This is a genomic window from Cellulomonas sp. URHD0024, from assembly GCF_000426185.1.
Lineage (GTDB): Bacteria > Actinomycetota > Actinomycetes > Actinomycetales > Cellulomonadaceae > Cellulomonas.
Window position 1 is genome coordinate 115,160 of record NZ_AUEW01000012.1, and the last position, 23,507, is coordinate 138,666.

Below are 23,507 nucleotides of genomic sequence, written 5' to 3' on the forward strand. Positions count from 1 at the left end.
GACGGTTCACAGGCCCGAGTACGAGTGCTTCCCGGTGACCACCAGGTTCACGACCGTGAAGTTCATGAGCACGACGGCGTAGCCGACGAAGACGAAGTACGACGCCCGCCGCCCGCTCCAGCCTCGCGTGGTCCGCGCGTGCAGGTACGCCGCGTAGACCACCCACGCGACGAACGTGCCGACCTCCTTGGGGTCCCAGCCCCAGTAGCGGCCCCAGGCGTGCTCGGCCCAGACGGCGCCGCCGATGAGCGTGAAGGTCCACAGGACGAACGCGACGGCGTTGAGCCGGAACGACATCGCTTCCAGGTCGCGGCCGCTCGGCACCTGCTCGAGCCAGCTGAACCGGCGGCCGCCGAGCGCGCGCCGTGCGGCGTTGCCGTCCTCGACCGTGACCTCCTCCCGGTAGCTCTTGAGGACCTGGAGGACCGACGTGCCGAACGCCACGGTGAAGATGCCGGTGGCGGCGATGGCGACGCCGACGTGCAGCACGAGCCAGTAGCTCTGCAGGGCCGGCTGGACGGCGTCGGCCTTGATGTAGAACCAGTTGAGCGCCACGACCAGCGCGACGACGGCCAGGCCTATGACGACGACCGACAGGAACGCGATGATGCGGCGCCGCTGCACGATCGCGAGGATCAGCGTGGCCCAGAACACCGCGACGAGCGTGAACTCGTACATGTTCGCGGTGGGCCAGCGCCCGGCGGCGAACCCGCGCAGCACGATCCCGCCGAACAGCAGCGCGATGCCGACGTAGTGCGTCGAGCGCGCGATCCCCTCGGCCTTGACGGAACGGCTCGGTGCGCGCTGGTCGGCGGACCCGGCGGCCGCGGAGACCTGTCCACCGGCGCCCGCGGACACGAGGGCGGGCTGCTTGACGCGCTGGGAGCCTTCGGCGATCCGCGCGAGGTCGACGGCGTAGGCGATGAGCGCGACGGTGAACGCGGTCGCGGCGCCCCAGATGAGCAGGGTGCTCAGGTCACCGGTGTTCATGGCGTGCCCTCTCGGTCTTCTCGTGTGGGCCCAGGTGACGGTGCGAGCGTCGCAGCGAGCACCCGGTCCAGCTCGGGCTGCAGCCCGACGTCGTCGCCGCGCGCCAGTCCGGCAGCGGTCACCACTGTACGGCCGGCGTGGTCGTCGCGGCCCGGCACGAACCGCATCCAGACCCGTCGACGCGGCGCGAACAGGGAGGTCGCGAGCCCGGCGAACGCCATCAGCGCGAACACCAGGATGTAGACGAGCGCGGGGTCGTGGCGCAGGTCGAGCGCGACGAACCGCTTGAGCCCGTTGAACGTGAGGGTCCCGAGGCCGTCGGGCAGCTCGACGGTCTCACCGGGCTTCACGACGAGGACCACCGGATCGCCCTCGGCATCCTCGAGCTGCGTCATCCGAGCCTCGTCGAGCTCGTAGACGTTCTGCGGGACGCCCGCGTCGAGCCCGAGGTTCCCCTCCCAGACGTTCAGCACGAGGACCGGGTCGTTCGGCTCGGGGAACTGCGAGACGTAGGCCGGGCCGCGCGGGGTCTGCACCGTCTTCTTCGTCGGCAGCAGGAACCCGATCAGCCCGATCTGCTTGTCCCGGTCCTCGACGTTCGCCACCTTCACCACGCCCTTGGACGTGTAGACCTGGTCCTGCGGGAGGAACGGCGTGACGCCCCCGGCGACCACCTTCCCCGAGGCGTCCCGGATCGTCAGGTCGGGTGCGTAGCCGTTGCCCTGCAGGTAGACCTTGGCACCGCCCGCGTCGAGCGGGTGGTTGACCTTGATCGTCTTGGCCTCCGGCTCGCCGCCCGGCTCGGTCAGCGTCACGTGGGCGGTGAAGTCGCGCGACGCGAGCGTGTCCGGGTCGAACCGGGACTCGAAGTCGTCGAGCTTCAGCGTGAACGGGACCAGGCTGGTCGGTGCGAACGCGGTGCCGCGCTCGAACGTGTCGTAGGAGCCCTGCGAGTTGGCGAACCCACGGCCCTGCACCACGATCATCTGCCCGCGGTAGTGCAGCACCTGGCCGGTCGCCACGGAGATGAGCAGCCCGACGAGGGCCAGGTGGAACACCAGGTTGCCGGTCTCGCGCAGGTAGCCACGCTCCCCCGCGACCGACCACGTGCCGTCGCCCTCGTCGCGCGCCTCGACCCGGTACGTGGGGACGAAGGGCAGCAGACGCCAGCCGCGCCGCAGCACGCTCGTCGCCGTCTGCGCGAGCTCTTCGGGGGTTTCGTCGGACAGACCGTCGCCCTGTGCCGGGAACCGGCCGAACCGTCGCGGCGCACGCGGCGGCCGACCCCGCACACCCGCCAGGTGCACCTTGGTCCGGGGCAGGATGCAGCCGACCAGCGAGACGAACAGCAGCAGGTAGATCGCGCTGAACCAGACCGACGAGTACACGTTGAAGGCGCCGATGCGGTCCAGCAGGGGCCCGAGCGTCGGGTGCGCGGTCAGGTACGTGACCACCCGCTCAGGATGCTGGGCGCGCTGCGGCCAGACCGTGCCGGGCACCGCGGCGACCGCGAGCAGCATGAGCAGAAGGAGGGCGACGCGCATGCTCGTGAGCTGCCGCCACGCCCACCGCAGCCAGCCGGTCGGGCCGATTCCCTGGACGACGGGCTTGGGGCCCTCCGGGCCGTCCGCCGGCTCGGTGAAGACGTCCGAGATGCCTTCGGGGCGGTACTGGCTCATGTCAGACCACCGGCACGAACGGGTCGTCGCCCTGGACGAGCCCCTGCATCCAGGCGGCCCACTGGCCCCAGACGCCGGTGACCAGCGCGAGACCGAGGACGATGAGCATCCCGCCGCCGAACCGCATGATCGCGAGCCGGTGCCGCCGCAGGAACGCGAGGGCCTTGGCGCTGCGCTCGACGCTGAACGCCACGATGAGGAAGGGCAGGCCGAGGCCCAGGCAGAAGGCGACGGCCAGGATGCCTCCGCGGCCGGCGGTCCCGCCGTCGAGCGACAGCGCGATGATCGCGGCGAGCGTCGGGCCGATGCAGGGCGCCCAGCCGAGCCCGAACGTGATGCCGAGCAACGGCGCACCCCACAGACCGGCGCGCGGAGCGAGATGCATCCGGCGCTCGTTCTGCAGGAACGGCACGAACCCGAGGAACGCGAGGCCCATGACGATGACGACGACACCCAGGACCCGCATGAGGACGTCCTGGTACTCCAGCAGCACCCCGCCCAGCGAGCCCGCCAGGACGCCGAACGCCAGGTAGACGACCGTGAACCCGGCGACGAAGAGCGACACGCCGAGCATCAGGCGGCTGCGTTGCGGCTTCGGCGCGAGCGTGCCGATCGGCCTGGTGCCCCCTACGAGCACAGCGCTCCCGGAGCCCGTCATCCCGCCCAGGTAGCCCAGGTAGGCGGGCACGAGCGGCAGGACGCAGGGCGACGCGAACGAGACCAGCCCGGCGAGCAGCGCAATCGGGACGGCCAGCAGCAACGACCCGGAGATGATGGCCTGGCCGAAGGCATCACCGGCGCTCGCGACGATGCTCACGACGCCGGTGTCGGGGCCGGCGTCGTGGACGTCTCGTCGAGCAGCTCGTCGAGCGTCGAACGCAGCGTCGACGGGTCCACGACGCCGAGCAGGCGCGCGGCCACGCGGCCGCTGCGGTCGAGCACGATCGTCGTCGGCACCGCGTTGATCGGCACGATGCCCTCGAGCGCCGCGGTCGCCGAGCCGTCGGCGTCGTCGATGCTCGGGTACGGCACGTCGAACTTCGTCTGGAACGACTGCGCGTCGCCGGCGTCGTCCGTGTGGTTGATGCCCAGGAGGTGCACACCCTGGTCGGCGTAGTCGTTCGCGGCCGCCACCAGGTCCGGCGCCTCGGCGCGGCACGGCGGGCAGTTGGCGTACCAGGTGTTCAGGACGACGACGTCACCGCGCCAGCCCGACACGTCCTGCGCCGTGCCCTCGTAGTCGGTGCCCGCGAGCTCGACCGGCCCCGAGCGGTCGCCGACCGCCCAGGTGCGGGCGCTGCCGTCGTTGGAGACGTAACCCTGCTGCGCGACGTCGTTGCTGCTGGCCGGCTGGCCGCAGCCGGCGAGCAGCAACGCTCCGGCCGCGAGCATGCCCGTCGTGAGCACCGCCACGAGCCGTCCGCGCACGTCAGGCCCCCGCGACGGTCTTGGTCCCGGGCAGCAGCGCCGCAGCCGGCTCGCTGTAGCCGATGCCGACCAGGGTGTCACCCTCGTAGCGCAGGCTGGTCAGGGACGCGACGGAGCACTGGCGTCGGCGCGGGTCGTGCCAGAGGCGACGGTTCTCGAGGGCCAGGCGGGTGACCCAGACCGGCAGCTGGTGGCTGACGAGCACGGCCTCGTGACCCCGCGCGAGCACCAGGGCGTCCGCGACGGCGGCGAGCATCCGCTCGACCTGCTCGGTGTACGGCTCGCCCCAGGACGGGCGGAACGGGTTGCGCAGGTACGGCCAGTGCTCGGGGTGCCGCAGAGACCCGTCGCCGACACCGAACTTGAGGCCCTCGAAGTGGTTGCCCGCCTCGATGATGCGCGGCTCGGTGGCGATCTCGAGGCCGAACGCGGCCGCGATGGGCGTGGCGGTCTCCTGCGCGCGCTGCAGCGGGGACGCGATCACGGCGACGACGTCGCGGCGGGCCGGCGGGGCCGACACCTGCGTGTCACGGACCCGACGCTCACCACCGGGAGCGCCCGACGACGTGCCCCCCAGGTGGTCGGCGACCGTCTGAGCCATGGCGGCGCCGCGCTCGGACAGGTGGTATCCCGGCAGTCGGCCGTAGAGCACGCCCGCGGGGTTGTGCACCTCGCCGTGCCGCATCAGGTGGATCGTGGTGGCGACCATGGGGTCAGTCTCGCAAACAGACCTGTGCGCTCAGCACGCGTCGGGCTCTGCCTCGACGTGACACGCGCCACCCGTGAGGTGGACACGGACCGTCTCCATGGCATCTCCGAGCGCCGCGAACTGCTCCGGGGTGAGCACGTCGACCAGGTGGTCGCGCACCGACTGCACGTGTCCGGGCGCCGCCGCGACCAGCGTCTCCCAGCCCTTGTCGGTCATCGTCGCGTTCACGCCACGGGCGTCGGACTCGCAGGGCACGCGAGCGACGAGGCCCGACTCCTCCATGCGGCGGACCGTGTGCGTCAGCCGGCTGCGCGAGTGAGCGACGTTGTCGGCGAGCTGCGCCATGCGCAGGGTCCTGGCGGGGGCCTCGGACAGGCGGACCAGCACCTCGTACTCGTGCGTGGACAACCCGGACTTGGCGTCGAGCTCGTGCTCCAGGACGGCCAGGAGCCGCGCGACGCCCTGACGGAAGGAGCGCCAGGTCTGCTGCTGCTCGTCCGTCAGCCAGACGACGGTCTCGGCCGTGACCTCTGTGCTCGTGCTCACAACGCCCTCCGGGTTGCAGGTGGACTCCGAGTGTAGTACAACTTTGAACTAACGGATTAGTTGATCGTTCAACATCTCGGAGGACATGCCATGAGCACCACGACCACGACCGCACTCCCCACGGGCCTGACCACGGGCACCTGGACCATCGACGCCTCGCACACCGAGGCGACCTTCACCGTGCGGCACGCCGGCATCTCGAAGGTCCGCGGCACCGTCGCGGTCACCGAGGGCACCATCACGGTCGGCGAGAACCTCGAGGCCACCTCCGTCTCGGTGACGCTCGACCCGTCCACGGTCTCGACCGGCGACGCGAACCGCGACGGCCACCTGAAGAGCGGCGACTTCTTCGACGTCGAGAAGTTCGGCCAGTGGACGTTCGTCTCCACCGGCGTGCGCGAGGAGGGCAAGAAGCACGTCATCGTCGGCGACCTGACGATCCACGGCGAGACCCGTTCCGTCGAGCTCGACACCGAGTTCAACGGCACGGCGGTCGACCCGTTCGGCAACACGCGCGCGGGCTTCGAGGCCAGCGTCGTCATCTCCCGCAAGGACTTCGGCCTGACCTGGAACGCGGCCCTCGAGGCCGGCGGCGTCCTCGTCGGCGACAAGGTCACGATCGCGCTCGACGTGTCGGCCATCAAGAGCTGACCTCCACCCTGCGCATGACGAGAGCCGGTGCCCTTCGAGGCACCGGCTCTCGTCATGCCGAGTCCCCGGTACCGGCGCGGCGATGGTCGTGGAACGCCAGGATCTGCAGCTCGGAGGCCACGTCCACGGCCCGCAGGTCCACGTTCTCGGGAACCCGCAGCGCCCGGGGAGCGAACGTGAGGATGCCGACGACGCCCGCCCCGACGAGCGCGTCGCACACGGCCTGCGCGCTCGCCGCCGGGGTCGCGATGATGCCGATGGTCGCGTCGGTGGTGCGGACCAGGTCGGCCAGGCCCTCGGAGGGCTGCACGACGAGGCCCGCCACCGACGTGCCGACGACGGCCGGGTCGGTATCCACCAGCCCGACGACCGCGAAGCCGCGCTCGGCGAACACCGAGTAGCTCGCCAGCGCGTGCCCCAGGTTGCCGATGCCGACGATGACCACGCGGCGCTGCGTCTTGAGCCCGAGCACCACACCGATCTGCTCCGAGAGGTGCTCCACGTCGTACCCGACCCCGCGCCTGCCGTACGACCCGAGGAACGACAGGTCCTTGCGCAGCTGCGCCGGGGTGACGCCGGCCGCGTCGGCGAGCTCGTCGGACGACGTCGTCACGACACCCTCGAACCCCTGCAGCGCCCGCAGGTACCCGGGCAGCCGCGCGACGGTGGACGGCGGCACCTCGCGGGCCGGCCCGTTCGTGCGGACCCTCGGGGCTGCCCGAGGTCCCGTCCGTTGCGTGTCCACATCGACCCCCGCGACAGCATTGTCGACCCGTCCGGGCCAGATCCTGACCGTCAGGGTAGGGGGCGGACCGCACCCCGGGTAAGAGCCCTTCTCAGACGCGCGGGATCGATCCGCCAGTAGCCCTGCTGGACACCGTCCACCTCCACGACCGGGACCAGCTCGCCGAGCTCGTCGGCGAGGTCCCTCCCGTCGTAGGGGCCGGCATCGATGTCGACCTCGGCCCAGTCCACGCCGGTCTCGTCGCACACCGCGCGAACCACCTCGCGGGCGTCGTCGCACAGGTGGCACCCTGCGCGGCCGTAGAGCAGAACTCGCTGCTGAACCCTGTTCGCCATGTGTTCACGGTACCGACCGAGGACCTGCGCGCTCGGCCAGTCTGCGTCGTTACAGTGGAAGCGTGCGCCCGGCTGCCGTGAGTTCCCTCGCCCTGAACCCGGTCCCCCGGGCGCCCGGGGCAGGACCGGACGGACCTCGCACAGGCGCGTTCTTCGACGTCGACAACACGATCATCCGCGGTGCCAGCTCGTTCCACCTGGCCAAGGGCCTGTACCTGCGCGGCTTCTTCCGCAAGCGGGACCTGTTCCGGTTCGGCCTGCACCAGCTCCGCTACCTCACGTTCGGCGAGAACAAGCAGCAGATCGACGAGGTCCGCCAGCGTGCTCTGGAGATCATGACCGGCCACTCCGTCGCCGAGGTCACCGCGATCGCCGAGGACGTCTACGACGAGGTCCTGCTGCTGCGCATCTACCCCGGCACCCAGCGACTGCTGGACGAGCACATCGCCGCCGGCCACTCGGTCTGGCTGGTCACGGCGACGCCACGCGAGATCGGCGAGATCATCGCTCGCCGTCTGGGCGCGACCGGCGCGCTCGGCACCATCGCAGAGCACAAGGACGGCTACTACACCGGCCGCCTGGTCGGTGACATGCTGCACGGTCGCGCCAAGGCGCAGGCGGTCCGCGCGATCGCGGAGGCCAACGGGATCGACCTGGCGCAGTCCTACGCCTACGGCGACTCGACCAACGACGTGCCGATCCTGTCCGAGGTCGGCTTCCCTTGCGCGATCAACCCGGACCGCCGTCTGCGTCGGCACGCCGCCGAGGTGGGCTGGCCCGTCCGCGAGTTCCGGACCCGCCGCCGCAACGCGCGCCGCGGCACGACCGTGGTCAGCCTCGCGGGTCTCGCGTGGGCGTTCGGCCTGGTGGCCCGGACCGTCGTCCGGTCCTGGCGCGGGTCGCACGACGCATGACCGTTCGCCCCGCACTCCCCTCCGACGTGCCGGCGCTCGCCGACCTCGCCGCGCTGACGTTCCCGCTCGCCTGCCCGCCGGGCTCGACCGCCGAGGACCAGCGCGCCTTCGTCGACGCCGTGCTCTCCCCCGAGCGGTTCGCGTCCTACCTCGCCGCTCCGGATCGCGCCGTGCTCGTCGCCGACGACGGACCCGTGCTGATCGGCTACACGATGCTCGTGTTCTCGACGCCCACCGACCCCGAGGTGGTCGCGGCCCTGACCCTCGAACCGACCGTCGAGCTGTCGAAGTGCTACGTCCACCCGGACCACCACGGCGCCGGCCTCGCGCACGCGCTCATGGCGTCGTCCCTGGACGTTGCGCGCACGCGGGGGGCCGCCGGGATCTGGCTCGGGGTCAACCAGCAGAACGCTCGGGCCCGCGCGTTCTACGAACGGTCCGGCTTCGCCGTCGTCGGCACCAAGCACTTCACCGTGGGCACCCGCGTCGAGGACGACTACGTCCTCGAACGCCCCCTCTGACGCCCCGGCGCAACAAAACGGGCCCGGCGTCTGCCGAGCCCGTCGTGCTGCTCCCTCACGCCGAGCGGGCTCGGCGCGGGGTCACTTCTTGTTGCGGCGCTGGTGACGCGTCTTGCGAAGAAGCTTGCGGTGCTTCTTCTTGGCCATCCGCTTGCGGCGCTTCTTGATGACGGAACCCATGGGTCCTCACTTCATTTCCGAGTGGAGGCCCGGCGGACGGGCCGTGCCTGCTGGTGGTCGATCGATGCGCGCGCAATGCCGTTGGAACCGAGTCGCCCACGCACGGAGAAAGTCCGAGGCTCTACCTTACGCGATCTTCAGAGCCCTCCGCGACGCCCGTCCCGGACAGGACCGGTTCAGGAGCTCTTGCGGTCCTCGTCGGCGGCCGAGGTCTCGACCGGCAGCGACGTGGCCAGGTAGTGGTCGAGGGCGTCCTGCGGGACACGGAAGGACCGTCCCACGCGGACACCGGGCAGCTCGCCCGAGTGCAGCAGGCGGTAGACGGTCATCTTGGAGACGCGCATGACCTCGGCGACCTCGAGCACGGTCAGGTACCGGGTGCGCGCCGGCTGCTCGCTCATGTGGTCGTGTCTCCTTCTCCGCCCCAGCGACGTGCGGGCTCCGCACATCCACCGGAGGATGCCCGGTCAGCGTAGTGGCGCGTGGGACTGAAGTGAAAGGGGTGACGGCTGGGACTCGCTCGTGCGGCCCAGTGGCGCGGGCGCTCAGTCCAGGTCCGGGTCGAGCCCCAGCAGCGGGAAGGCCGCCGACCGCGTCGCGCGGACGGCGCGGTCGACGTCGTCGCTCGGGTCGTAGCCGGAGGTCCACGGGCTGAACCGGGCGTCCCGACCGTCGGTCATCCGGTCGGGACCCTGCCGGCCGAAGCGCTCCTGGACGAGGTCGCGCCACGTCTCGGGGACCGCCGTGGCCGGGTCGACGGGCTGGTGGGTCGCGACGCCGATGAGGTGGGTCCACGAGCGCGGCACCACGTCGACGACCGCGTACCCGCCACCACCGAGGGCCACCCAGCGACCGCCGGCGGCCTCGTGCGCGAGTCGGTGCAGCAGCTGCGCGGCCGCGCGCTGGCCGTCGATGCTCATGCGCAGGTGGGTCAGCGGGTCGAGCACGTGCGTGTCGCACCCGTGCTGGGTGACCAGCACGTCCGGCGCGAACGCGCGCACGACCGCGGGGACCACCGCGTCGATCGCGCGCAGCCACCCGGCGTCGCCCGTGCCCGAGGGCAGGGCGAGGTTCACGGCGGTCCCCGGCGCGTCGTCGCCGCCCGTCTCCCGCGGGTGACCGGTGCCAGGGAACAGCGCGTGACCGGTCTCGTGCACGGACACCGTGAGCACGCGGGGCTCGTCCCAGAAGACCGCCTGCACCCCGTCCCCGTGGTGGGCGTCGACGTCGACGTAGGCCACCCGCTGGGCGCCCGCCTCGAGGAGGGCCCGGATGCCGACCGCCGCGTCGTTGTAGACGCAGAAGCCCGACGCGGCTGCGGGCATCGCATGGTGCAGGCCGCCCGTGACGTTCACCGCGTGGGCTGCGCGGCCCTCCCAGACGGCCAGCATCGAGTCCACCGTCCCCTGCACGATGCGCGCGGAGGCCTCGTGCATGTCCGGGAAGATCGGGTCGTCGCTGGTGCCGAGGCCGTGCTCGAGGTCGACGACCCCGTCCGTCGCGGCCCGGTGGACGGCCGCGATGTAGGCGCGGTCGTGCACCCGTGCCAGCAGGTCGTCGGTCGCGACGCCGGCGTCGGCCATCACGACGTCGGGGGCGTCGAACAGGCCGAGGTCCTGCGCCAGCCGGATCGTCAGGTCCAGCCGCGCGGACGTCATCGGGTGTCCCTGCCCGAAGTCGTACGCGAGCATGTCGGGCGACCACACGACGCGGACCGGTCCCGTCAGGGGCTGCTCCTCCGCCGGCGTCATACGCCCACCGTCGCATCCCCTCGGTCCGGTGTCGATCTCACGCCGAGGTGTCTGTCCGGTCCCGGCCGCGCGTGCGTGCCAGAGTGAGCCCGTTCGGTGCTGAGCGGGAGGTTCGATGGCGCGGGGTGGCCCCGGCGTGACGGTGTGGTTGCGCGAGTTCGTCGACCGCTCGGCCCGTCACTCACCGGCTCGGCTGGCGCTCGGCGTGTTCGCCCTCGTCATCGGGATCGTCACCGTTCTGCTGTCCGCACCCTGGTCGACCACGAGCGGGCACCGGCCGGACCTCGTGGACGCACTGTTCACCGCGACCTCCGCCAGCACCGTCACGGGTCTCGTCGTCGTGCCCACGGGAAGCTACTGGTCGACGGCCGGACTGGTCGTGATCCTGGTCGCCATCCAGATCGGCGGCCTGGGCGTCATGACCCTGGCGTCGCTGCTCGGCATGGCGGTCTCCCGGCGCATCGGCCTGACGCAGCGACTCCTCGTCTCCTCGGAGACCAAGGAGACGCGGCTCGGCGAGGTCGGTTCGCTGATCCGGACCGTCGTCATCACGTCGGTCACGCTCGAGGCGTTCATCGCCCTCGTCCTGTTCCCCCGGTTCCTCGTGCACAACGAGTCCGCCGGCGAGGCCGCCTGGCACGCCACCTTCTACGCGGTGTCTGCCTTCAACAACGCCGGCTTCGTGCCCACCACCTACGGCCTCGACCCGTTCGTGTCGGACTGGTGGGTCCTCCTGCCCATCATCGTCGGCGTCTTCATCGGCTCGCTCGGCTTCCCGGTGATCCTCAACGTCACCCGTCACCTGCGCGAACCGCGCCGCTGGAGCCTGCACTCCAAGCTGACGATCACGACGAGCCTTGCCCTGGTGGTCGTGGGGGCCGTGCTGATCGCTGCGCTCGAGTGGACGAACCCGGAGACGTTCGCACCCCTCGACTTCAGCGGCACCGCGCTCTCGTCGCTCTTCGCCGGGGTCATGCCCCGCTCGGGCGGCTTCTCGACGGTGGACGTCGGACAGATGCGCCAGTCGACCTGGCTCGTCACCGACGCCCTCATGTTCGTCGGTGGCGGCTCGGCCTCGACAGCAGGTGGCATCAAGGTGACGACTCTGGCGGTCATGCTGCTGGCGATCATTGCCGAGGGGCGCGGCGACAGGGATGTCGAGGCGTACGGTCGACGCATCCCGCGCGCCGCGCTGCAGGTCGCCATCGCGGTCACCATGGTCTCCGCCACGTTCGTCCTCGTCGCGTCGCTCCTGCTGCTGTCGATGACCTCGACGTACGGTCTCGACCAGGTGCTGCTCGAGGTGATCTCGGCGTTCGCCACGTGCGGGTTGTCCACCGGCATCACCCCTCACCTGCCCGAGAATGCCAAGTACGTGCTCGTCGTTCTCATGTTCATCGGCCGAACTGGCACGATGACGCTTGCGGCCGCGCTCGCGCTCCGCAATCGCCGTCGCGTGATCCGGCTACCGGAAGAGAGGCCGATCATTGGCTGACAGATTCGGCGACCAGTCCAAGGGGTCGCAGAACGCTCCGCGCGCACCGAAGAAGGATGCGGGCGTGCTCGTCATCGGGCTCGGCCGGTTCGGGTCGGCCATCGCCGCGACCCTCGACCGGCTCGGCCAGGACGTGCTCGCCGTCGAGCGCAACCCGGAGCTCGTCGCGCAGTGGGCGGGCCGGATCGCGCTCGTCGAGGCGGATGCCGCCAACCCCGACGCCCTCGAGCAGCTCGGCGCCCGCGAGTTCCCCGTGGCCGTCGTCGGGGTGGGGTCCTACCTCGAGGCCTCCGTGCTGATCACCGGCAACCTGGTCGACATCGGCGTGCCGCAGATCTGGGCCAAGGCCGTCAGCAACGAGCACGCCCGCATCCTCCAGCGGATCGGCGCGCACCACGTGGTGCAGCCCGAGGCCGATGTCGGCGCACGCGTGGCGCACCTGGTGTCCGGCAAGCTGCTCGACTACATCGAGGTCGAGGACGGGTTCACCATCGTCAAGATGCGCCCGCCCAAGGAGACCCAGGGGTTCACGCTCGCGCAGTCGAAGGTCCGCCAGCGGTACGGCGTGACGGTCGTCGGGGTGAAGAGCCCCGGCGAGGACTTCGTCTACGCGACGCCCGAGACGCGGCTGTCGTCGAACGACCTGATCATCGTCTCGGGCCACGCCGACCTGCTGGAGCGCTTCGCCGCGCGCCCCTGAGCCGGGTCCGCGCCGCCGGGTCCGCGCCGCACGGTCCTACTGCGTCGACTCGACGATCACGGCGCGCAGCCGCGCGAGCACGTCCTGGTCGCCCTGGTGGCGCAGGTCGGCACCGGTCGACCGGCCCCAGAGCCACAGGTCGAGCCCCCAGGCGCTCCCGCTGATCGTCGCCGCGACGTCCTCGTCGTCGCCCTCCCACGGGGCGCCGTCGACCGCCTCCGCACACTCCTCGTCGTAGGTGGTCCCCGTCGTCGGCGACGTCCCGGTGAAGCGGCCCAGCGCCATGACCCACTCACGACCCGCGTCGGTGGCGACGATCCGGACGCGTGCACCGTCCGGCGCGAACGCGGCCCACGGCGGCAGACCGCTGACCATGACCGTGAGCATCTCGTCGACGCCGTCGGCCGCGAGCTCGCCGCCCGGGTCCGTCACCGGCACGCCCGCGACCTGCTCGGCGTCGACCCGGTGCACGACCGCCTCGTGGGCCTGTCGCCGGTACACCCAGGCCACCGTGCCGCCCCGCGGCGACCAGGACCAGCACGGGTCGTCAGGTGCGCGCGCCGCGAGGGCGTCGAGCAGTACCGAGGTCCGCGTACGCAGGAACGGGACCAGCTCGTCGTCCGAGCGCCGCTCCGTCTCCTCGAGGTCGTCCGGACCGGTCGGCGCCTGCCGGACCAGCTGCGCCCAGAAGTCCTGGACCTCACCGAGGTGGTAGGCGAGGTCGGCGGCGTCCCAGTCGTCGCAGGACGGCACGCGGGCGGCCGGCGGGGCGAGCGCGAGCGCATCGGCCGCGCGGGCGGACTCACGGGCGATCACCTCGGCGTAGTCGGCAGGCACGAACGCCCGTCGTTCCTGGAACAGGCTCATGAACCGCACGGTAGTCACGGCCACCGACATGCACCCGCCGAGGACCCGGCCTACCGTGGCGCGTGCTTCCCGACGCGTTTCGCCGTCACGGCCCGGCCCTGAGTCTCGCCGCCCTGCTCGGCGCGTCCGGCGTGATCCACCTGAGCCGGCCGCGGGTGTACCGCGGCCTGATCCCGCACGCGCTCGGCGACCCCGGGCCGTGGGTGCTGGGCAGCGGGATCGCCGAGCTCGGATGCGCCGCGGCGCTCGCCGTTCCGGCGACCCGCCGCCTCGGCGGGCACGCCTCGGCGGTGCTGCTCGTCGGCGTCTTTCCGGGGAACGTCACGATGGCGGTGCGCTCCCGCGGGCGCTGGGCCGCGGTGGCGTGGGCCCGGCTGCCGTTGCAGGTGCCGCTCGTCGCGTGGGCCCTGTCCGTCGCGCGCAGGGCTACACCGGCCCCGTGAGGTAGCGCTGCAGGGTCGGCGCGACGAGCTCGACGACGCGCGGGACGGGGAGCGACGCGATGGGCTCGATGTACGCGATGTTGCGCGCGAGCAGGACACCGGCGACGTGCGACACGACCAGCGAGATGCGCAGCTGCCGGTCGGGTGCGGGCAGCAGCTGCGCGACCGCCGCGTACACCTCGCGCCCGGCGTACCCGAGCAGCGCCTCGGCGTGCACCTCGCTGGAGCCGAGGCCCGCGAAGGCGACCCGGAACGCGGCACCACCGTCCGCCTCCCACAGCTCGAGGATCGTGGTCAGCAGCCGCGCGCCGAGGCCCTCGAGGCCACCGGCGGTCACACCGACGACGAGGTCCGCGGGGTCCGCCCGCGCCGGGACCATGCCCGCGGCGAACAGCTCCGACTTGTGCGAGAAGTAGTGCCGGACGAGCGCAGGGTCGACGTCCGCCCGACGGGCGACCGACCGGATGCTCGCACCGTCGTACCCTCGCTCGGCGAACTCCGCGCGCGCCGCGGCGAGGATGGTGCCGCGGGTGTCGCCGCCGGACGGTCGCCGGCCGCGCGGCCGCGCGGACTCGGTGGGACCCGCCTCGGACGTCGTCATGCTTCGAGCCTAGGACCGCTTCCCGAGGAGCGGCTCGGCGAGGTGGGCTTCACCCGAAAGGCTTCACAGCTTCACGACGAGTACTGCGCACCAAGCTCCCGTGAGCGGTTCCGTGCCGCCTCGGCAGCCGCGACGATGCCCGCTCGGACGCCGTGCGCATCGAGCACCTGCACGGCGGCGACCGTGGTGCCGCCCGGCGACGAGACGCGCTCACGCAGGACCGCCGGATGGTCTCCGGACTGCGCGGCGAGGGCGGCGGAACCCTCGACGGTGGCCACGGCGAGCCTCGTCGCGACGTCTCTGCTCAGACCGAGCAGCACCCCCGCCTCGGCCATGGCGTCGATCACGTAGAACGCGTACGCGGGACCGGACCCCGAGATCGCGGTGACCGCGTCCAGGTCCGACTCCGCGACCCGCAGCACCAGACCCGTCGCGGCGAGCATCTTCTCGACGAGCACCAGGTGCCCGACGCTCGCGTGCGTCCCTGCCGCGATCGCGCTGGCGCCCTTGCCGACGACCGCCGGGGTGTTCGGCATGACGCGCACCACGGGCGTGCCCTGCGCGAGCCGCTTCTCATAGCTCGCGATCGGCAGACCCGCCGCCACGCTGACCACGAGCGCGCCGCCGCGCAGTGCCGGTCGGATCTCGTCGAGCACGGACGCGACGACGTTCGGCTTCACCGCCAGGAGCACGACGTCGGCGCGCGCGGCGGCCTGCGCGTTGGACGCCCCGGTCCGCACGCCGTAGGTCGTGGCCAGCTCGCCCGCGCGCTCGACCGCACGCTCGGTGACCTCGACCTGATCGGTGGACCAGCCGGCGGTCAGCAGCGCGCTCAGCAGGGTCTCCCCCATGACACCGCCGCCCAGCACCGCCACCTGCGGCGTGCCCTGCTGTGTGACCGGCTCCGTCATCGTCGTCCTCCGTCCGTGCCGCGGTCGCGACGCGCAGAGCCTACCGACGTGTCGGCGTGGGTGACCTCAGCCCTCGGCTCCCAGCCGCTTGCCGATCTCCCAACGCTGGCCCCACGGGTCCACGACGCTGCCCACCCGCCAGCCGTAGTCGTCGGTCATCTCGTTCTCCGGCGTCGCACCGGCGTCGACCGCCCGCGCCCACAGAGCGTCGGGGTCGTCGACGACCAGGATCAGCCACGCCGACCGGGAACCGACGGCAGCCGGCGAGCGCCGGTCGGATCCCTCGCCGGACAGCCAGAAGCTCGCACCCTGCACCTCCAGCTGGATCACGCCGCCGTCCGGCACGCGGTGCTGCTCCGTCGCGCCGAACGCCTCGGCGTAGAACTGCGCGGCTGCGGGGACGTCCGGCACGACGAGGTCGGGCTCGATGCTGGCCATGCCGCCATGGTTCGCGTGGTTCGGCACCGAACGCAAGGTGCACCGGTCGAACCGGCGCACGGAGCGGCCGTCTTGCCCACCTGTGAGCCCAGGTCCTGGCCGGGCGTCTACGACGAGGGCAGCAGGAGCCCGTCGCGAATCAGGCCGCGTGCCGACGGCAGGACGTCGGCGGCCACCGCGTCGGCACCTACGTCCAGGAGCGCCCCCAGGGCGTTGACGATCTGGCCGACCGACAGGTCACCGTCGCAGGCCCCGACGAAGCCCGCGAGCGCTGTGCCCGCCTGCACCGCCCGGCCGAAGCCGCCGCCCTGACGCAGGAGGACGACCTGCGGGTCGGGGTCGCCCGGCGTCAGGTAACGCTCCTCGGTCACGTCCGGCGCGACGGCGAGGTGCGCGGCCAGCAGGCCCTCGTCGTCGTGGAACTCCAGCCAGTCGTGCGCCGCCAGGGAGGCGGCGATCACGGGGCCGAGGGGCTGGCGGACGGACCCGGTCGCCTCCTCCAGCCGGCGCAGCGTCGGCGCGCCCGCGACCGGCTTGCGCAGGGTCAGGAACCCGAACCCGATGCCCTCGACGTCCCGGGAGGCGAAGTCGTCCAGCCACGACCCGTACCGGGCGGCCCACGCGTCACGGTCCCGGTCGGGCGTCGTGCCGCCGTCGCGGATCCACGTCTCCGCGTACTGCGCGGGGTCCTGCAGCTCGCGCTGGACGACCCAACCGTCCAACCCGGACGCGTCGAGCCAGCTGCCGACGCGCTCGTGCCAGTCCTCGCCACGCCGGACCTCCCAGTTGCCCAGCAGCTGCGCGACCCCGCCGGGGGCCAGCACCGCACCGACGCCCTCGACCAGCTCGCGCACGATCGCGTCACCGGAACGGCCGCCGTCGCGGTACTCGTACGCGGGCATGTCCGGCGTGCGGGGTGTGATCACGAACGGCGGGTTGCTCACGACCAGGTCGACGTGCTCGTCGGCGACCGGCTCGAGCATCGAACCGGCCCGCAGCTCGAGCGGGACAGCGGCCAGCAGCGCGTTGAACCGCGCGAACTCCAGCGCCCGACGGGAGATGTCGGTTCCGATCACCCGGCGGGAGTGGCGCGACGCGTGCAGGGCCTGGATGCCGCAGCCCGTGCCCAGGTCGAGGACCAGCGCTCGCGGGTCGCGCACCGTCACCTGCGCCAGCGTGGTCGACGCCCCACCGACGCCCAGCACGTGGTCGGTGCGCAGCGCACGCCCGGTGGCCAGCTCGCCCAGGTCGGACGCGATCCACCAGTCGACCTCGCCGCCCCCGTCGACGGCCGCGTACGGGCGAAGGTCGACGAGTGCCCGGACGTCGTCGCCGTCGAGCTCCACCAGACCGAGCGCGACCGCACCGGCGACACCGAGCGTGCGAAAGGCCCGCTCGAGCCGACGGACCGGTACGGCGGAGCCGAGCAGGAACGTCCGGACGAGCACGGCGACGGGTTCGCCGGATCCTTCGGTCGCGCGCAGGGCCGGGACGGGCTCCTCGCGGTGCAGGGCGTCCGCCGCGACCGTCCCGAGCACCTCCTCGACCCCGGCGACGCCGTACCCCGCTGCCATGAGGTCGTCGCGAAGCCGGTCGATCAGCAAGGGGTCGTGTTCCACGACGCCAGTCTGTCAGCGCAGGTCGACGACGATCGGTCGGTGGTCGCTGCCGGCGTCGACCGCAGGGCCGTCGAGCACGGTCGCGGGGCCGACGACGAGATCCGGCGTCGCGAACACCGCGTCGATCCGCTGCCGGGCACCGCTCGACGGGAACGTGGGACCGGTCGGGGCTGCCGGTGCACCCAGGTGCGCCGTGAGCCGCGTCCACACCGAGCCGGCCGGCTGCTCGTTCAGGTCGCCGAGCACGACGGTCCGGGCGGTCGGGACCACCGACGCCAGCAGCCGGTCGAGGTGCGCCGCCCGCTCCGCGCTGACCAAGGAGAAGTGCACGACGACGAACGTGATCCCGTCGACCTGCGCCACGGCGACGCCGCGGCGCGTGCGACCCGGTCGCCAGGACAGGCGGATCGCGTGCGCGCTCTGCACCGGCAGGTCCCGCACGAGCAGCGCGGTCGTCCGGGCGCCGTGGCCGCTCACCACCGGCTCCATGCCCACGGCTCGGCCGAACCTCCGCATCCGCGCGCGACCGAAGAGGCCCCGGGGTGGCTCCTGGACCGCGAGCACGTCCGGCTCGGCGGAGCGCACCACGGTCGCGGCCGCCCGCGCAGACATGTGCAACCCCTTGAGGTTGTACGTCATCACTCTCATGAGCCCAGCAGCGCCAGCAGTCGCGCGAGCTCGACCAGCTCGCTGTCGGTCAGGGCAGCGAACGCCGACTGCTCCGCCAGACCGCCCATCGTCGCCGCACGGGTGACCCGTCCCGCCGCGGTGAGCGTCACGACCTTCGACCGCCGGTTGAACGTGTCTTCCGACCGTGTCACCAGCCCGAGAGCGACCAGACGCTCGACCAGGGTGGTGACGTTCGACCTGTCGCAGCGCAGGGCTACCGCGAGGTCCTTCATCGCGGGAGGGTCGCACCTCGGGTCGAGGTTCCACAGGAGCTCGGCGAGCGGAGGGGTCAACCGGCTCGGCCGCACCAGCTCGTCGACGTCGTTGCCCACCGCGCGCGAGCACGCCGCGAACGCGACCGCCGCCTCGCGAACCAGGTCGATGCGCTGCACGGAGGACACGATAGCGACGCCCCCGGTCGCCGCGACCGGGGGCGTCGACGAGTGCGTCAACGGGCGAGCAGCTTCTCCGCCTCACGCGTCAGGTCGCCCTTGTCGTCGCGCGCCGCCCGCAGGCGGGAGGCGATGACGGCACCGAACGCGATCGCCGCGGCCACCGCCGCGATGCCGAGCCGGAGCGCGGTGTTGGCGTCGGCGCCCACCGACACGGCCACGACGGCCGGGGCGATGAGCAGAGCCACGAGGTTCATGACCTTGATCAGCGGGTTGATGGCCGGGCCGGCGGTGTCCTTGAACGGGTCGCCGACGGTGTCGCCGATGACCGCCGCCGCGTGGGCGTCGGACCCCTTGCCGCCGAAGTTCCCGTCCTCGACGATCTTCTTCGCGTTGTCCCAGGCACCGCCCGAGTTGGCCAGGAAGACCGCCATGAGGACGCCGGTCGCGATCGCGCCGCCCAGGAACCCGGCCAGCGGCCCGACGCCGAGTCCGAAGCCGACAGCGATCGGCGCGAACGCGGCCAGCAGGCCCGGGGTGGCGAGCTCGCGCAGCGAGTCACGCGTGCAGATGTCGACCACTCGGCCGTACTCCGGGCGGACCTCGTAGGTCATGATCCCGGGGTTGTCGCGGAACTGGCGACGCACCTCGAACACGATGGCACCGGCCGCGCGGGTGACCGCGTCGATGGCCAGGCCGGAGAACAGGAACACCGTCGCGCCACCCAGGATCACGCCGACGAGCGTGACCGGGCTGATGATCTGGTAGTTCACCATCGCGTGCAGGAGGTCGCTGCCGGGAACGGTCGTCCCCGGCTTCCAGTCGGGCAGCGCCTTGCCGATCGCGGTCAGGACGGCCTCCTGGTAGGAGCCGAACAGCGCGGTAGCGGCGAGCACGGCGGTCGCGATCGCGATCCCCTTGGTCACCGCCTTCGTGGTGTTGCCGACGGCGTCGAGGTCGGTGAGGATCTGCGCACCCTCCGCCGTCACGTCGCCCGACATCTCGGCGATGCCCTGGGCGTTGTCGCTGACCGGGCCGAACGTGTCCATCGCGACGATGACCCCGACGGTGGTGAGCAGGCCGCAGCCGGCCACGGCGATGAGGAACAGCGCCAGCGTCACGGAGCCGCCGGCGAGCAGGAAGACCCCGCAGATCGCCGCGGCGATGATGCCCGCCGTGTAGACGGCGGACTCGAAACCGACGCCGATGCCCGACAGGACGACGGTGGCGGCACCGGTGAGCGTGGTGCGCGCGACGTGCAGCGTCGGCTTGCTCGTCGTGCCCGTGAAGTAGCCCGTGACCCAGAGGATGACGCCCGCCAGGACCACCCCGATGGCGACCGCGACCGAGGCGACGAGCCGCGGGTCGCCGGAGTGACCGGCCAGGGTGCCGCCGTCGAAGCCGTCGAAGGTGTCCGGGAGGTAGACGAACGCGGCGGCGGCCGACAGCAGGACGCCGATCAGCGCGGAGATGTAGAAGCCCCGGTTGATCGCGGTGAGGCCGGACTCGGACCCGCGGACCCGCGTGATCAGGACGCCGAGCACCGCGACGATCGCGCCCATCGCGGTCACGATGAGCGGGAACACCAGGCCCTGCTCACCGAACGCGACCTTGCCGAGGATGAGGGCGGCGACGAGGGTCACCGCGTAGGACTCGAAGAGGTCGGCTGCCATGCCGGCGCAGTCACCGACGTTGTCGCCGACGTTGTCCGCGATGGTCGCGGCGTTGCGCGGGTCGTCCTCGGGGATGCCCTGCTCGACCTTGCCGACGAGGTCGGCGCCCACGTCCGCCGCCTTGGTGAAGATGCCACCGCCGACGCGCATGAACATGGCGAGCAGGGCAGCGCCGAAGCCGAAGCCCTCGAGCACGGCGGGCGCCTGCTCCTTGTAGATCAGGACGACCGACGACGCGCCGAGCAGGCCGAGACCGACCACGCTCATGCCGACGAACCCACCGGTCCGGAACGCGATCCGCGCACCCTCGGCGCGTCCGCCGGCCTGGGAGGCGGCCGCGGCGACGCGCAGGTTCGCCCGCGTCGCGAGCCACATGCCGAGGTAGCCGATCGTGGCGGAGAACACCGCACCGATCAGGAAGAAGACCGAACGCCCGACCTTGACGCCGCTGTCGCCCGGCAGCAGGAAGAGCAGGGCGCAGACGACGACCGCGAAGACCGCCAGGGTGCGGAACTGCCGGCTCAGGTAGGCCGACGCGCCCTCCTGCACTGCCTTGGCGATGTCCTGCATCTTCTCGGTGCCCTCACCCGCGGCGAGGACCTGGCGACGAAGTACGACAGCGACGATCAGCGACACGACGGCGATCGCCGCGATGACGCCGACGATCGTGATGCTCGTGGACCCGAGCTCGACCATGCATCCTCCTCGACATCGATGCGGCCCCCCCGGACCGCACCCTGTCATCCAGCCCCGTTGCCGTGTGACCGGGTGAGTCTAGCCATGAGATGTGACGTGGATCGCACGACGACGCGTCCGAAATGTGACCGCGAGGGAACCGCCGCCGCTACCCCCGGTCCGCCGCCGCCGGCGCTCGTCACGCACCCAGTGCGGCCTCGAGGGTGTCGTGCACGGTGAACACCTGCAGCAGCGCTGTCAGGCGCAGGACCTTGAGCAGCCGCTCCGAGTCGATGACCAGCTGGAGCGTGCCGCCCTGCGAGCGCACCTTCTTCAGCGTCCCGACGAGCACCCCGAGCCCGGTCGAGTCCATGAACTGCACGGCGCGCAGGTCGATGACGAGGTCGAACCGTTCCCGCTCGAGGACGTTGGAGATCTCGTCCCGCAGGGCGTCGGCCGACGACACGTCGATCTCCCCCGCCACCTCGACGACCGTTCGGGAGCCCTCGTCCCTGCTCGACACGCGAATATCCACAGGTCCCTCCCTCCCGTACGCATTCAAACAGACTCGCCCCGTACGCGTTCGGTCACGTCAGACCCCAACCGTTCCGATGTGACAGACGTCTGCGTGGGTATGGAGCACACGAGGAGAACCGGTGAGCTGGGAGTCTGAGCTGGGGGCGCTGGTAGCGACGCGCGGTTCCGCGCTCGTCGCCTACGCGTACCTGCTGACCGGCGACGGCCACGCTGCCGAGGACCTCGTCCAGGAGGGGCTCGTCAACGCGTACTCGCGACGACGACCCCGCGACGTCCAGTGGGTCGAGGCCTATGTGCGCCGCGTCATCCTCAACACCTACCTCGACGCCTACCGGTCCAGGAAGCGGCTGGCGTCCGTCACCCACCTGCTGGCACAGGACCCGTCCGCTGACGCGCACGCCCAGGCCGGCGACCGCGCCGACGTCGCACGCGCGCTCACCGTCCTGACCCCCCGCGAACGCGCCTGCGTCGTCCTGCGCTTCTACGACGACCTCACGCTGCCTGAGATCGGCCACCGACTCGGCATCTCCGACGGCGCCGTCAAGCGCTACCTGTCCGACGCCCGCCGCAAGCTCGAACCGGAGCTCGGACCCCAGCCAGGGCTGACCACCGAGGATCTGAGCACCATCGCGACGGGAGGCCGGTCATGAACCGCGATCTGCAGAACGCGCTCCACGAGCTCGCCGACCGCGTCGAGAGCAGCCACGTCGAGACGACCCGTGGCGCAGGACTTCCGCTCCCGACGATCACGGCCCGTGCCCGGCGCAACCGGCACCGCCGCACGCTCGTGAGCCTTGTCGGCGCCGCGGCCGCCGTCGTGCTCGTCGGCGGTGCCGCGTACGCCGTGCTGCCCGACGAGCAGCAGGCCAACCCGCCGGCCGTCAGCCCCACTCTCCGGACCCCGACCCCGAGCCCGACGACGTCGACGGCCGCCGTCGTGCTGCCCACCGGGAACCCCGCACTGCCGTTCGGCGCCTGCGGCTCCCTCGCCGCCACGGCCCCGGAAGCTCCGGTCGACCCGGACTACTCGATCGAGGTGACCTCACCGAGCACGGTCGACGCCGGTGGCGGGCTGACCGTCACCGCGCGGGTCGAGACGCCGCTCCAGAACGGTGTCCACGTCGTCGGAGCCGCTCCGGGCGCCGGGCCGACGTTCGCGGTGACCAAGGACGGCGTCGTCGTCGCCGGCGGGGACCTGTACGACGGGACCCGGACCGATCTCGTCTCCTTCGAAGGGGTCCAAGGGCCCCTGCCGGTCTACCTCGGCCGGATCTCTCTCGAGGTGTGCGACGCCGGGAACAGCGCCGTCAGCACGGGGCGGCCGCTCCCTGGCGGCGCGTACGAGCTGCACTCGCTGGTGCAGCTGACCCCGATAGGGGTCGACCCGTCGATCGTCGAGGACGGCACCGTCGAGGACCTGGTCGCCCACGGCGACGCCCAGCCGGTCACGGCCGTCGGACCCGCCATCCCGTTCACGATTTTCGGCGACGCCCAGGCCATGTCGGCCAGGCCCGGCTCGATCCCCGTCGGCACGGGCATCTTCGGTGACAGGCTGATGCCCGAACCGCTCACGTGCGGCGACGCGCTGCCGGGCCCGAGCGATCCCGGGACGGTTGCGGGGCTCTCGCTCGACGTCGAGCCATCGACCCTGTCGGTCCTGGCCGGAGAGCCGCTCCCCTACGCGGCCGGCCTCACCAACAGAGGCGCCGCTCGTGCGGGCACCGACCTGCAGCACCCGCCGTACTTCCTCGTCGCGGACGGCGGCACGATCGTCGGGAGCACCCGTTCGGACGCGGCCTCTGCCAGGACGCGGGCCGACCTCGGGACGAGGAGCACGCTGGACCTCAGCGACTCAGCCGTGCTCACAAGGTGCGGCACGGCGGGCAACGACCCCGCTCCGCTGGCTCGCGGCACCTACACGGTCGTCCCGGTCGTCGACGTCGCTGTCGACCTGTTCGTCGACGGCGTGCACCACTCGACCTCGGTGTCGGTCACGGACCTCCCGGTCCAGGTCACGATCTCCTGAGGCGGGGCCGGC

The 23,507-nt window shown here is 72.0% G+C and carries 28 protein-coding genes; 8 read left to right on the top strand and 20 right to left on the bottom strand.

Translation table 11 applies throughout. The features are described 5' to 3' along the window. Positions 1-6: 6 nt before the first annotated feature. The 6 genes from ccsB to I847_RS0113815 are packed head-to-tail and all read right to left on the bottom strand — an operon-like array spanning position 7 to position 5,352. Complete coding sequence (gene ccsB, locus I847_RS0113790) at positions 7-990, bottom strand: c-type cytochrome biogenesis protein CcsB (protein WP_028050165.1); 984 nt, start codon at positions 988-990, stop codon at positions 7-9. Then, a complete protein-coding gene (locus I847_RS23735; protein WP_034610246.1) occupies positions 987-2,669 on the bottom strand; it encodes a cytochrome c biogenesis protein ResB in 1,683 nt (560 codons plus the stop codon). Before I847_RS23735 ends, ccsB begins: the two co-directional genes overlap by 4 nt. A 1-nt stretch (position 2,670) precedes the next feature. Continuing rightward, positions 2,671-3,486: a cytochrome c biogenesis CcdA family protein gene (locus I847_RS23740; protein ID WP_231384227.1), complete on the bottom strand. Its 816-nt coding sequence runs from the start codon at positions 3,484-3,486 to the stop codon at positions 2,671-2,673. Further along, positions 3,483-4,082, bottom strand: a complete 600-nt coding sequence (locus I847_RS0113805) for a TlpA family protein disulfide reductase (RefSeq protein WP_369751738.1) — start codon at positions 4,080-4,082, stop codon at positions 3,483-3,485. The genes I847_RS23740 and I847_RS0113805 overlap by 4 nt, the downstream gene beginning before the upstream one ends. 16 nt (positions 4,083-4,098) lie before the next feature. Continuing rightward, positions 4,099-4,806 (bottom strand): histidine phosphatase family protein, encoded by a 708-nt coding sequence (locus I847_RS0113810; RefSeq protein ID WP_028050167.1) that lies wholly within the window; start codon positions 4,804-4,806, stop codon positions 4,099-4,101. 30 nt (positions 4,807-4,836) lie between these two features. Beyond that, a complete protein-coding gene (locus I847_RS0113815) occupies positions 4,837-5,352 on the bottom strand; it encodes a MarR family winged helix-turn-helix transcriptional regulator (protein ID WP_028050168.1) in 516 nt (171 codons plus the stop codon). 90 nt (positions 5,353-5,442) lie between these two features. On the opposite strand from I847_RS0113815, the gene I847_RS0113820 reads away from it, so the two are divergent. After that, positions 5,443-6,003: a YceI family protein gene (locus I847_RS0113820; protein WP_028050169.1), complete on the top strand. Its 561-nt coding sequence runs from the start codon at positions 5,443-5,445 to the stop codon at positions 6,001-6,003. Positions 6,004-6,055: 52 nt separating this feature from the next. On the opposite strand, the gene I847_RS0113825 is transcribed toward I847_RS0113820, so the two are convergent. Further along, positions 6,056-6,748, bottom strand: a complete 693-nt coding sequence (locus tag I847_RS0113825) for a redox-sensing transcriptional repressor Rex (RefSeq protein ID WP_028050170.1) — start codon at positions 6,746-6,748, stop codon at positions 6,056-6,058. A gap of 50 nt (positions 6,749-6,798) precedes the next feature. Then, positions 6,799-7,083, bottom strand: a complete 285-nt coding sequence (locus I847_RS0113830; protein ID WP_028050171.1) for a glutaredoxin family protein — start codon at positions 7,081-7,083, stop codon at positions 6,799-6,801. Between the two features lie 62 nt (positions 7,084-7,145). Between I847_RS0113830 and I847_RS0113835 the strand changes: the two genes are divergently transcribed. Together I847_RS0113835 and I847_RS0113840 are read left to right on the top strand one after the other, a co-directional pair. Beyond that, entirely contained in the window at positions 7,146-7,997 is an 852-nt protein-coding gene (locus I847_RS0113835; protein WP_081680933.1) for an HAD-IB family hydrolase, read from the top strand. Next, positions 7,994-8,518 (top strand): GNAT family N-acetyltransferase, encoded by a 525-nt coding sequence (locus tag I847_RS0113840; protein ID WP_034610250.1) that lies wholly within the window; start codon positions 7,994-7,996, stop codon positions 8,516-8,518. Before I847_RS0113835 ends, I847_RS0113840 begins: the two co-directional genes overlap by 4 nt. Before the next feature lie 81 nt (positions 8,519-8,599). Here the strand turns inward: I847_RS0113840 and I847_RS26245 are convergent, their stop codons facing one another. The 3 genes from I847_RS26245 to I847_RS0113855 all read right to left on the bottom strand — a co-directional run bounded on the left by I847_RS26245 (position 8,600) and on the right by I847_RS0113855 (position 10,449). Then, positions 8,600-8,698: a 30S ribosomal protein bS22 gene (locus I847_RS26245; RefSeq protein ID WP_003792170.1), complete on the bottom strand. Its 99-nt coding sequence runs from the start codon at positions 8,696-8,698 to the stop codon at positions 8,600-8,602. Between the two features lie 176 nt (positions 8,699-8,874). After that, on the bottom strand, positions 8,875-9,099 hold the full coding sequence (locus I847_RS0113850) for a helix-turn-helix domain-containing protein (protein WP_028050174.1): 225 nt from the start codon (positions 9,097-9,099) through the stop codon (positions 8,875-8,877). Between the two features lie 144 nt (positions 9,100-9,243). After that, a complete protein-coding gene (locus I847_RS0113855) occupies positions 9,244-10,449 on the bottom strand; it encodes an acetoin utilization protein AcuC (RefSeq protein WP_196804562.1) in 1,206 nt (401 codons plus the stop codon). Positions 10,450-10,564: 115 nt separating this feature from the next. On the opposite strand from I847_RS0113855, the gene I847_RS0113860 reads away from it, so the two are divergent. Together I847_RS0113860 and I847_RS0113865 are read left to right on the top strand one after the other, a co-directional pair. Continuing rightward, positions 10,565-11,944 carry a TrkH family potassium uptake protein gene (locus tag I847_RS0113860; RefSeq protein WP_028050176.1) on the top strand — a complete coding sequence of 460 codons (1,380 nt, stop codon included), beginning with the start codon at positions 10,565-10,567 and terminating at the stop codon, positions 11,942-11,944. Beyond that, a complete protein-coding gene (locus tag I847_RS0113865; protein ID WP_028050177.1) occupies positions 11,937-12,644 on the top strand; it encodes a TrkA family potassium uptake protein in 708 nt (235 codons plus the stop codon). The genes I847_RS0113860 and I847_RS0113865 overlap by 8 nt, the downstream gene beginning before the upstream one ends. 36 nt (positions 12,645-12,680) lie before the next feature. Here the strand turns inward: I847_RS0113865 and I847_RS25755 are convergent, their stop codons facing one another. Then, a complete protein-coding gene (locus I847_RS25755; protein WP_196804563.1) occupies positions 12,681-13,511 on the bottom strand; it encodes a maleylpyruvate isomerase family mycothiol-dependent enzyme in 831 nt (276 codons plus the stop codon). Positions 13,512-13,573: 62 nt separating this feature from the next. Here I847_RS25755 and I847_RS0113875 point away from each other — a divergent pair, with 62 nt between their 5' ends. Next, positions 13,574-13,954: a membrane protein gene (locus I847_RS0113875; RefSeq protein WP_028050179.1), complete on the top strand. Its 381-nt coding sequence runs from the start codon at positions 13,574-13,576 to the stop codon at positions 13,952-13,954. Here the strand turns inward: I847_RS0113875 and I847_RS0113880 are convergent. From I847_RS0113880 to I847_RS0113915, 8 genes are all read right to left on the bottom strand, one after another. Further along, positions 13,938-14,555: a TetR/AcrR family transcriptional regulator gene (locus I847_RS0113880; RefSeq protein ID WP_028050180.1), complete on the bottom strand. Its 618-nt coding sequence runs from the start codon at positions 14,553-14,555 to the stop codon at positions 13,938-13,940. The two genes, I847_RS0113875 and I847_RS0113880, sit on opposite strands and share 17 nt — an antisense overlap. A 71-nt stretch (positions 14,556-14,626) precedes the next feature. Continuing rightward, entirely contained in the window at positions 14,627-15,466 is an 840-nt protein-coding gene (gene proC, locus I847_RS0113885; protein WP_028050181.1) for a pyrroline-5-carboxylate reductase, read from the bottom strand. 66 nt (positions 15,467-15,532) lie between these two features. Next, entirely contained in the window at positions 15,533-15,904 is a 372-nt protein-coding gene (locus I847_RS0113890) for a VOC family protein (protein ID WP_028050182.1), read from the bottom strand. Positions 15,905-16,011: 107 nt separating this feature from the next. After that, positions 16,012-17,478: a methyltransferase gene (locus I847_RS0113895; protein ID WP_081680940.1), complete on the bottom strand. Its 1,467-nt coding sequence runs from the start codon at positions 17,476-17,478 to the stop codon at positions 16,012-16,014. 57 nt (positions 17,479-17,535) lie between these two features. After that, positions 17,536-18,171: an endonuclease/exonuclease/phosphatase family protein gene (locus tag I847_RS0113900; protein WP_034610256.1), complete on the bottom strand. Its 636-nt coding sequence runs from the start codon at positions 18,169-18,171 to the stop codon at positions 17,536-17,538. Further along, positions 18,168-18,584 carry a MarR family winged helix-turn-helix transcriptional regulator gene (locus I847_RS23750; RefSeq protein WP_196804564.1) on the bottom strand — a complete coding sequence of 139 codons (417 nt, stop codon included), beginning with the start codon at positions 18,582-18,584 and terminating at the stop codon, positions 18,168-18,170. Before I847_RS23750 ends, I847_RS0113900 begins: the two co-directional genes overlap by 4 nt. A gap of 56 nt (positions 18,585-18,640) precedes the next feature. Beyond that, positions 18,641-20,953 (bottom strand): sodium-translocating pyrophosphatase, encoded by a 2,313-nt coding sequence (locus I847_RS0113910; protein WP_028050185.1) that lies wholly within the window; start codon positions 20,951-20,953, stop codon positions 18,641-18,643. A gap of 178 nt (positions 20,954-21,131) precedes the next feature. Further along, positions 21,132-21,455: an STAS domain-containing protein gene (locus I847_RS0113915; RefSeq protein ID WP_304412689.1), complete on the bottom strand. Its 324-nt coding sequence runs from the start codon at positions 21,453-21,455 to the stop codon at positions 21,132-21,134. A 133-nt stretch (positions 21,456-21,588) separates the two neighbouring features. Here I847_RS0113915 and I847_RS23755 point away from each other — a divergent pair, with 133 nt between their 5' ends. Continuing rightward, complete coding sequence (locus I847_RS23755; RefSeq protein ID WP_034610257.1) at positions 21,589-22,119, top strand: SigE family RNA polymerase sigma factor; 531 nt, start codon at positions 21,589-21,591, stop codon at positions 22,117-22,119. Further along, a complete protein-coding gene (locus tag I847_RS0113925; protein ID WP_028050187.1) occupies positions 22,116-23,495 on the top strand; it encodes a hypothetical protein in 1,380 nt (459 codons plus the stop codon). Before I847_RS23755 ends, I847_RS0113925 begins: the two co-directional genes overlap by 4 nt. Positions 23,496-23,507 lie beyond the last annotated feature (12 nt).

Bases quoted from the DNA above. Each gene is read 5' to 3' on its own strand.
- I847_RS0113880 (WP_028050180.1), bottom strand. From the start codon at position 14,555: ATGACGACGTCCGAGGCGGGTCCCACCGAGTCCGCGCGGCCGCGCGGC.
- ccsB (WP_028050165.1), bottom strand. From the start codon at position 990: ATGAACACCGGTGACCTGAGCACCCTGCTCATCTGGGGCGCCGCGACC.
- I847_RS0113900 (WP_034610256.1), bottom strand. From the start codon at position 18,171: ATGAGAGTGATGACGTACAACCTCAAGGGGTTGCACATGTCTGCGCGG.
- I847_RS23735 (WP_034610246.1), bottom strand. From the start codon at position 2,669: ATGAGCCAGTACCGCCCCGAAGGCATCTCGGACGTCTTCACCGAGCCG.
- I847_RS26245 (WP_003792170.1), bottom strand. From the start codon at position 8,698: ATGGGTTCCGTCATCAAGAAGCGCCGCAAGCGGATGGCCAAGAAGAAG.
- I847_RS0113830 (WP_028050171.1), bottom strand. From the start codon at position 7,083: ATGGCGAACAGGGTTCAGCAGCGAGTTCTGCTCTACGGCCGCGCAGGG.
- I847_RS25755 (WP_196804563.1), bottom strand. From the start codon at position 13,511: ATGAGCCTGTTCCAGGAACGACGGGCGTTCGTGCCTGCCGACTACGCC.
- I847_RS0113910 (WP_028050185.1), bottom strand. From the start codon at position 20,953: ATGGTCGAGCTCGGGTCCACGAGCATCACGATCGTCGGCGTCATCGCG.
- I847_RS0113860 (WP_028050176.1), top strand. From the start codon at position 10,565: ATGGCGCGGGGTGGCCCCGGCGTGACGGTGTGGTTGCGCGAGTTCGTC.
- I847_RS0113810 (WP_028050167.1), bottom strand. From the start codon at position 4,806: ATGGTCGCCACCACGATCCACCTGATGCGGCACGGCGAGGTGCACAAC.
- I847_RS0113840 (WP_034610250.1), top strand. From the start codon at position 7,994: ATGACCGTTCGCCCCGCACTCCCCTCCGACGTGCCGGCGCTCGCCGAC.
- I847_RS0113895 (WP_081680940.1), bottom strand. From the start codon at position 17,478: ATGGCAGCGGGGTACGGCGTCGCCGGGGTCGAGGAGGTGCTCGGGACG.
- I847_RS0113890 (WP_028050182.1), bottom strand. From the start codon at position 15,904: ATGGCCAGCATCGAGCCCGACCTCGTCGTGCCGGACGTCCCCGCAGCC.
- I847_RS0113855 (WP_196804562.1), bottom strand. From the start codon at position 10,449: ATGACGCCGGCGGAGGAGCAGCCCCTGACGGGACCGGTCCGCGTCGTG.
- I847_RS0113850 (WP_028050174.1), bottom strand. From the start codon at position 9,099: ATGAGCGAGCAGCCGGCGCGCACCCGGTACCTGACCGTGCTCGAGGTC.
- I847_RS0113925 (WP_028050187.1), top strand. From the start codon at position 22,116: ATGAACCGCGATCTGCAGAACGCGCTCCACGAGCTCGCCGACCGCGTC.
- I847_RS0113820 (WP_028050169.1), top strand. From the start codon at position 5,443: ATGAGCACCACGACCACGACCGCACTCCCCACGGGCCTGACCACGGGC.
- proC (WP_028050181.1), bottom strand. From the start codon at position 15,466: ATGACGGAGCCGGTCACACAGCAGGGCACGCCGCAGGTGGCGGTGCTG.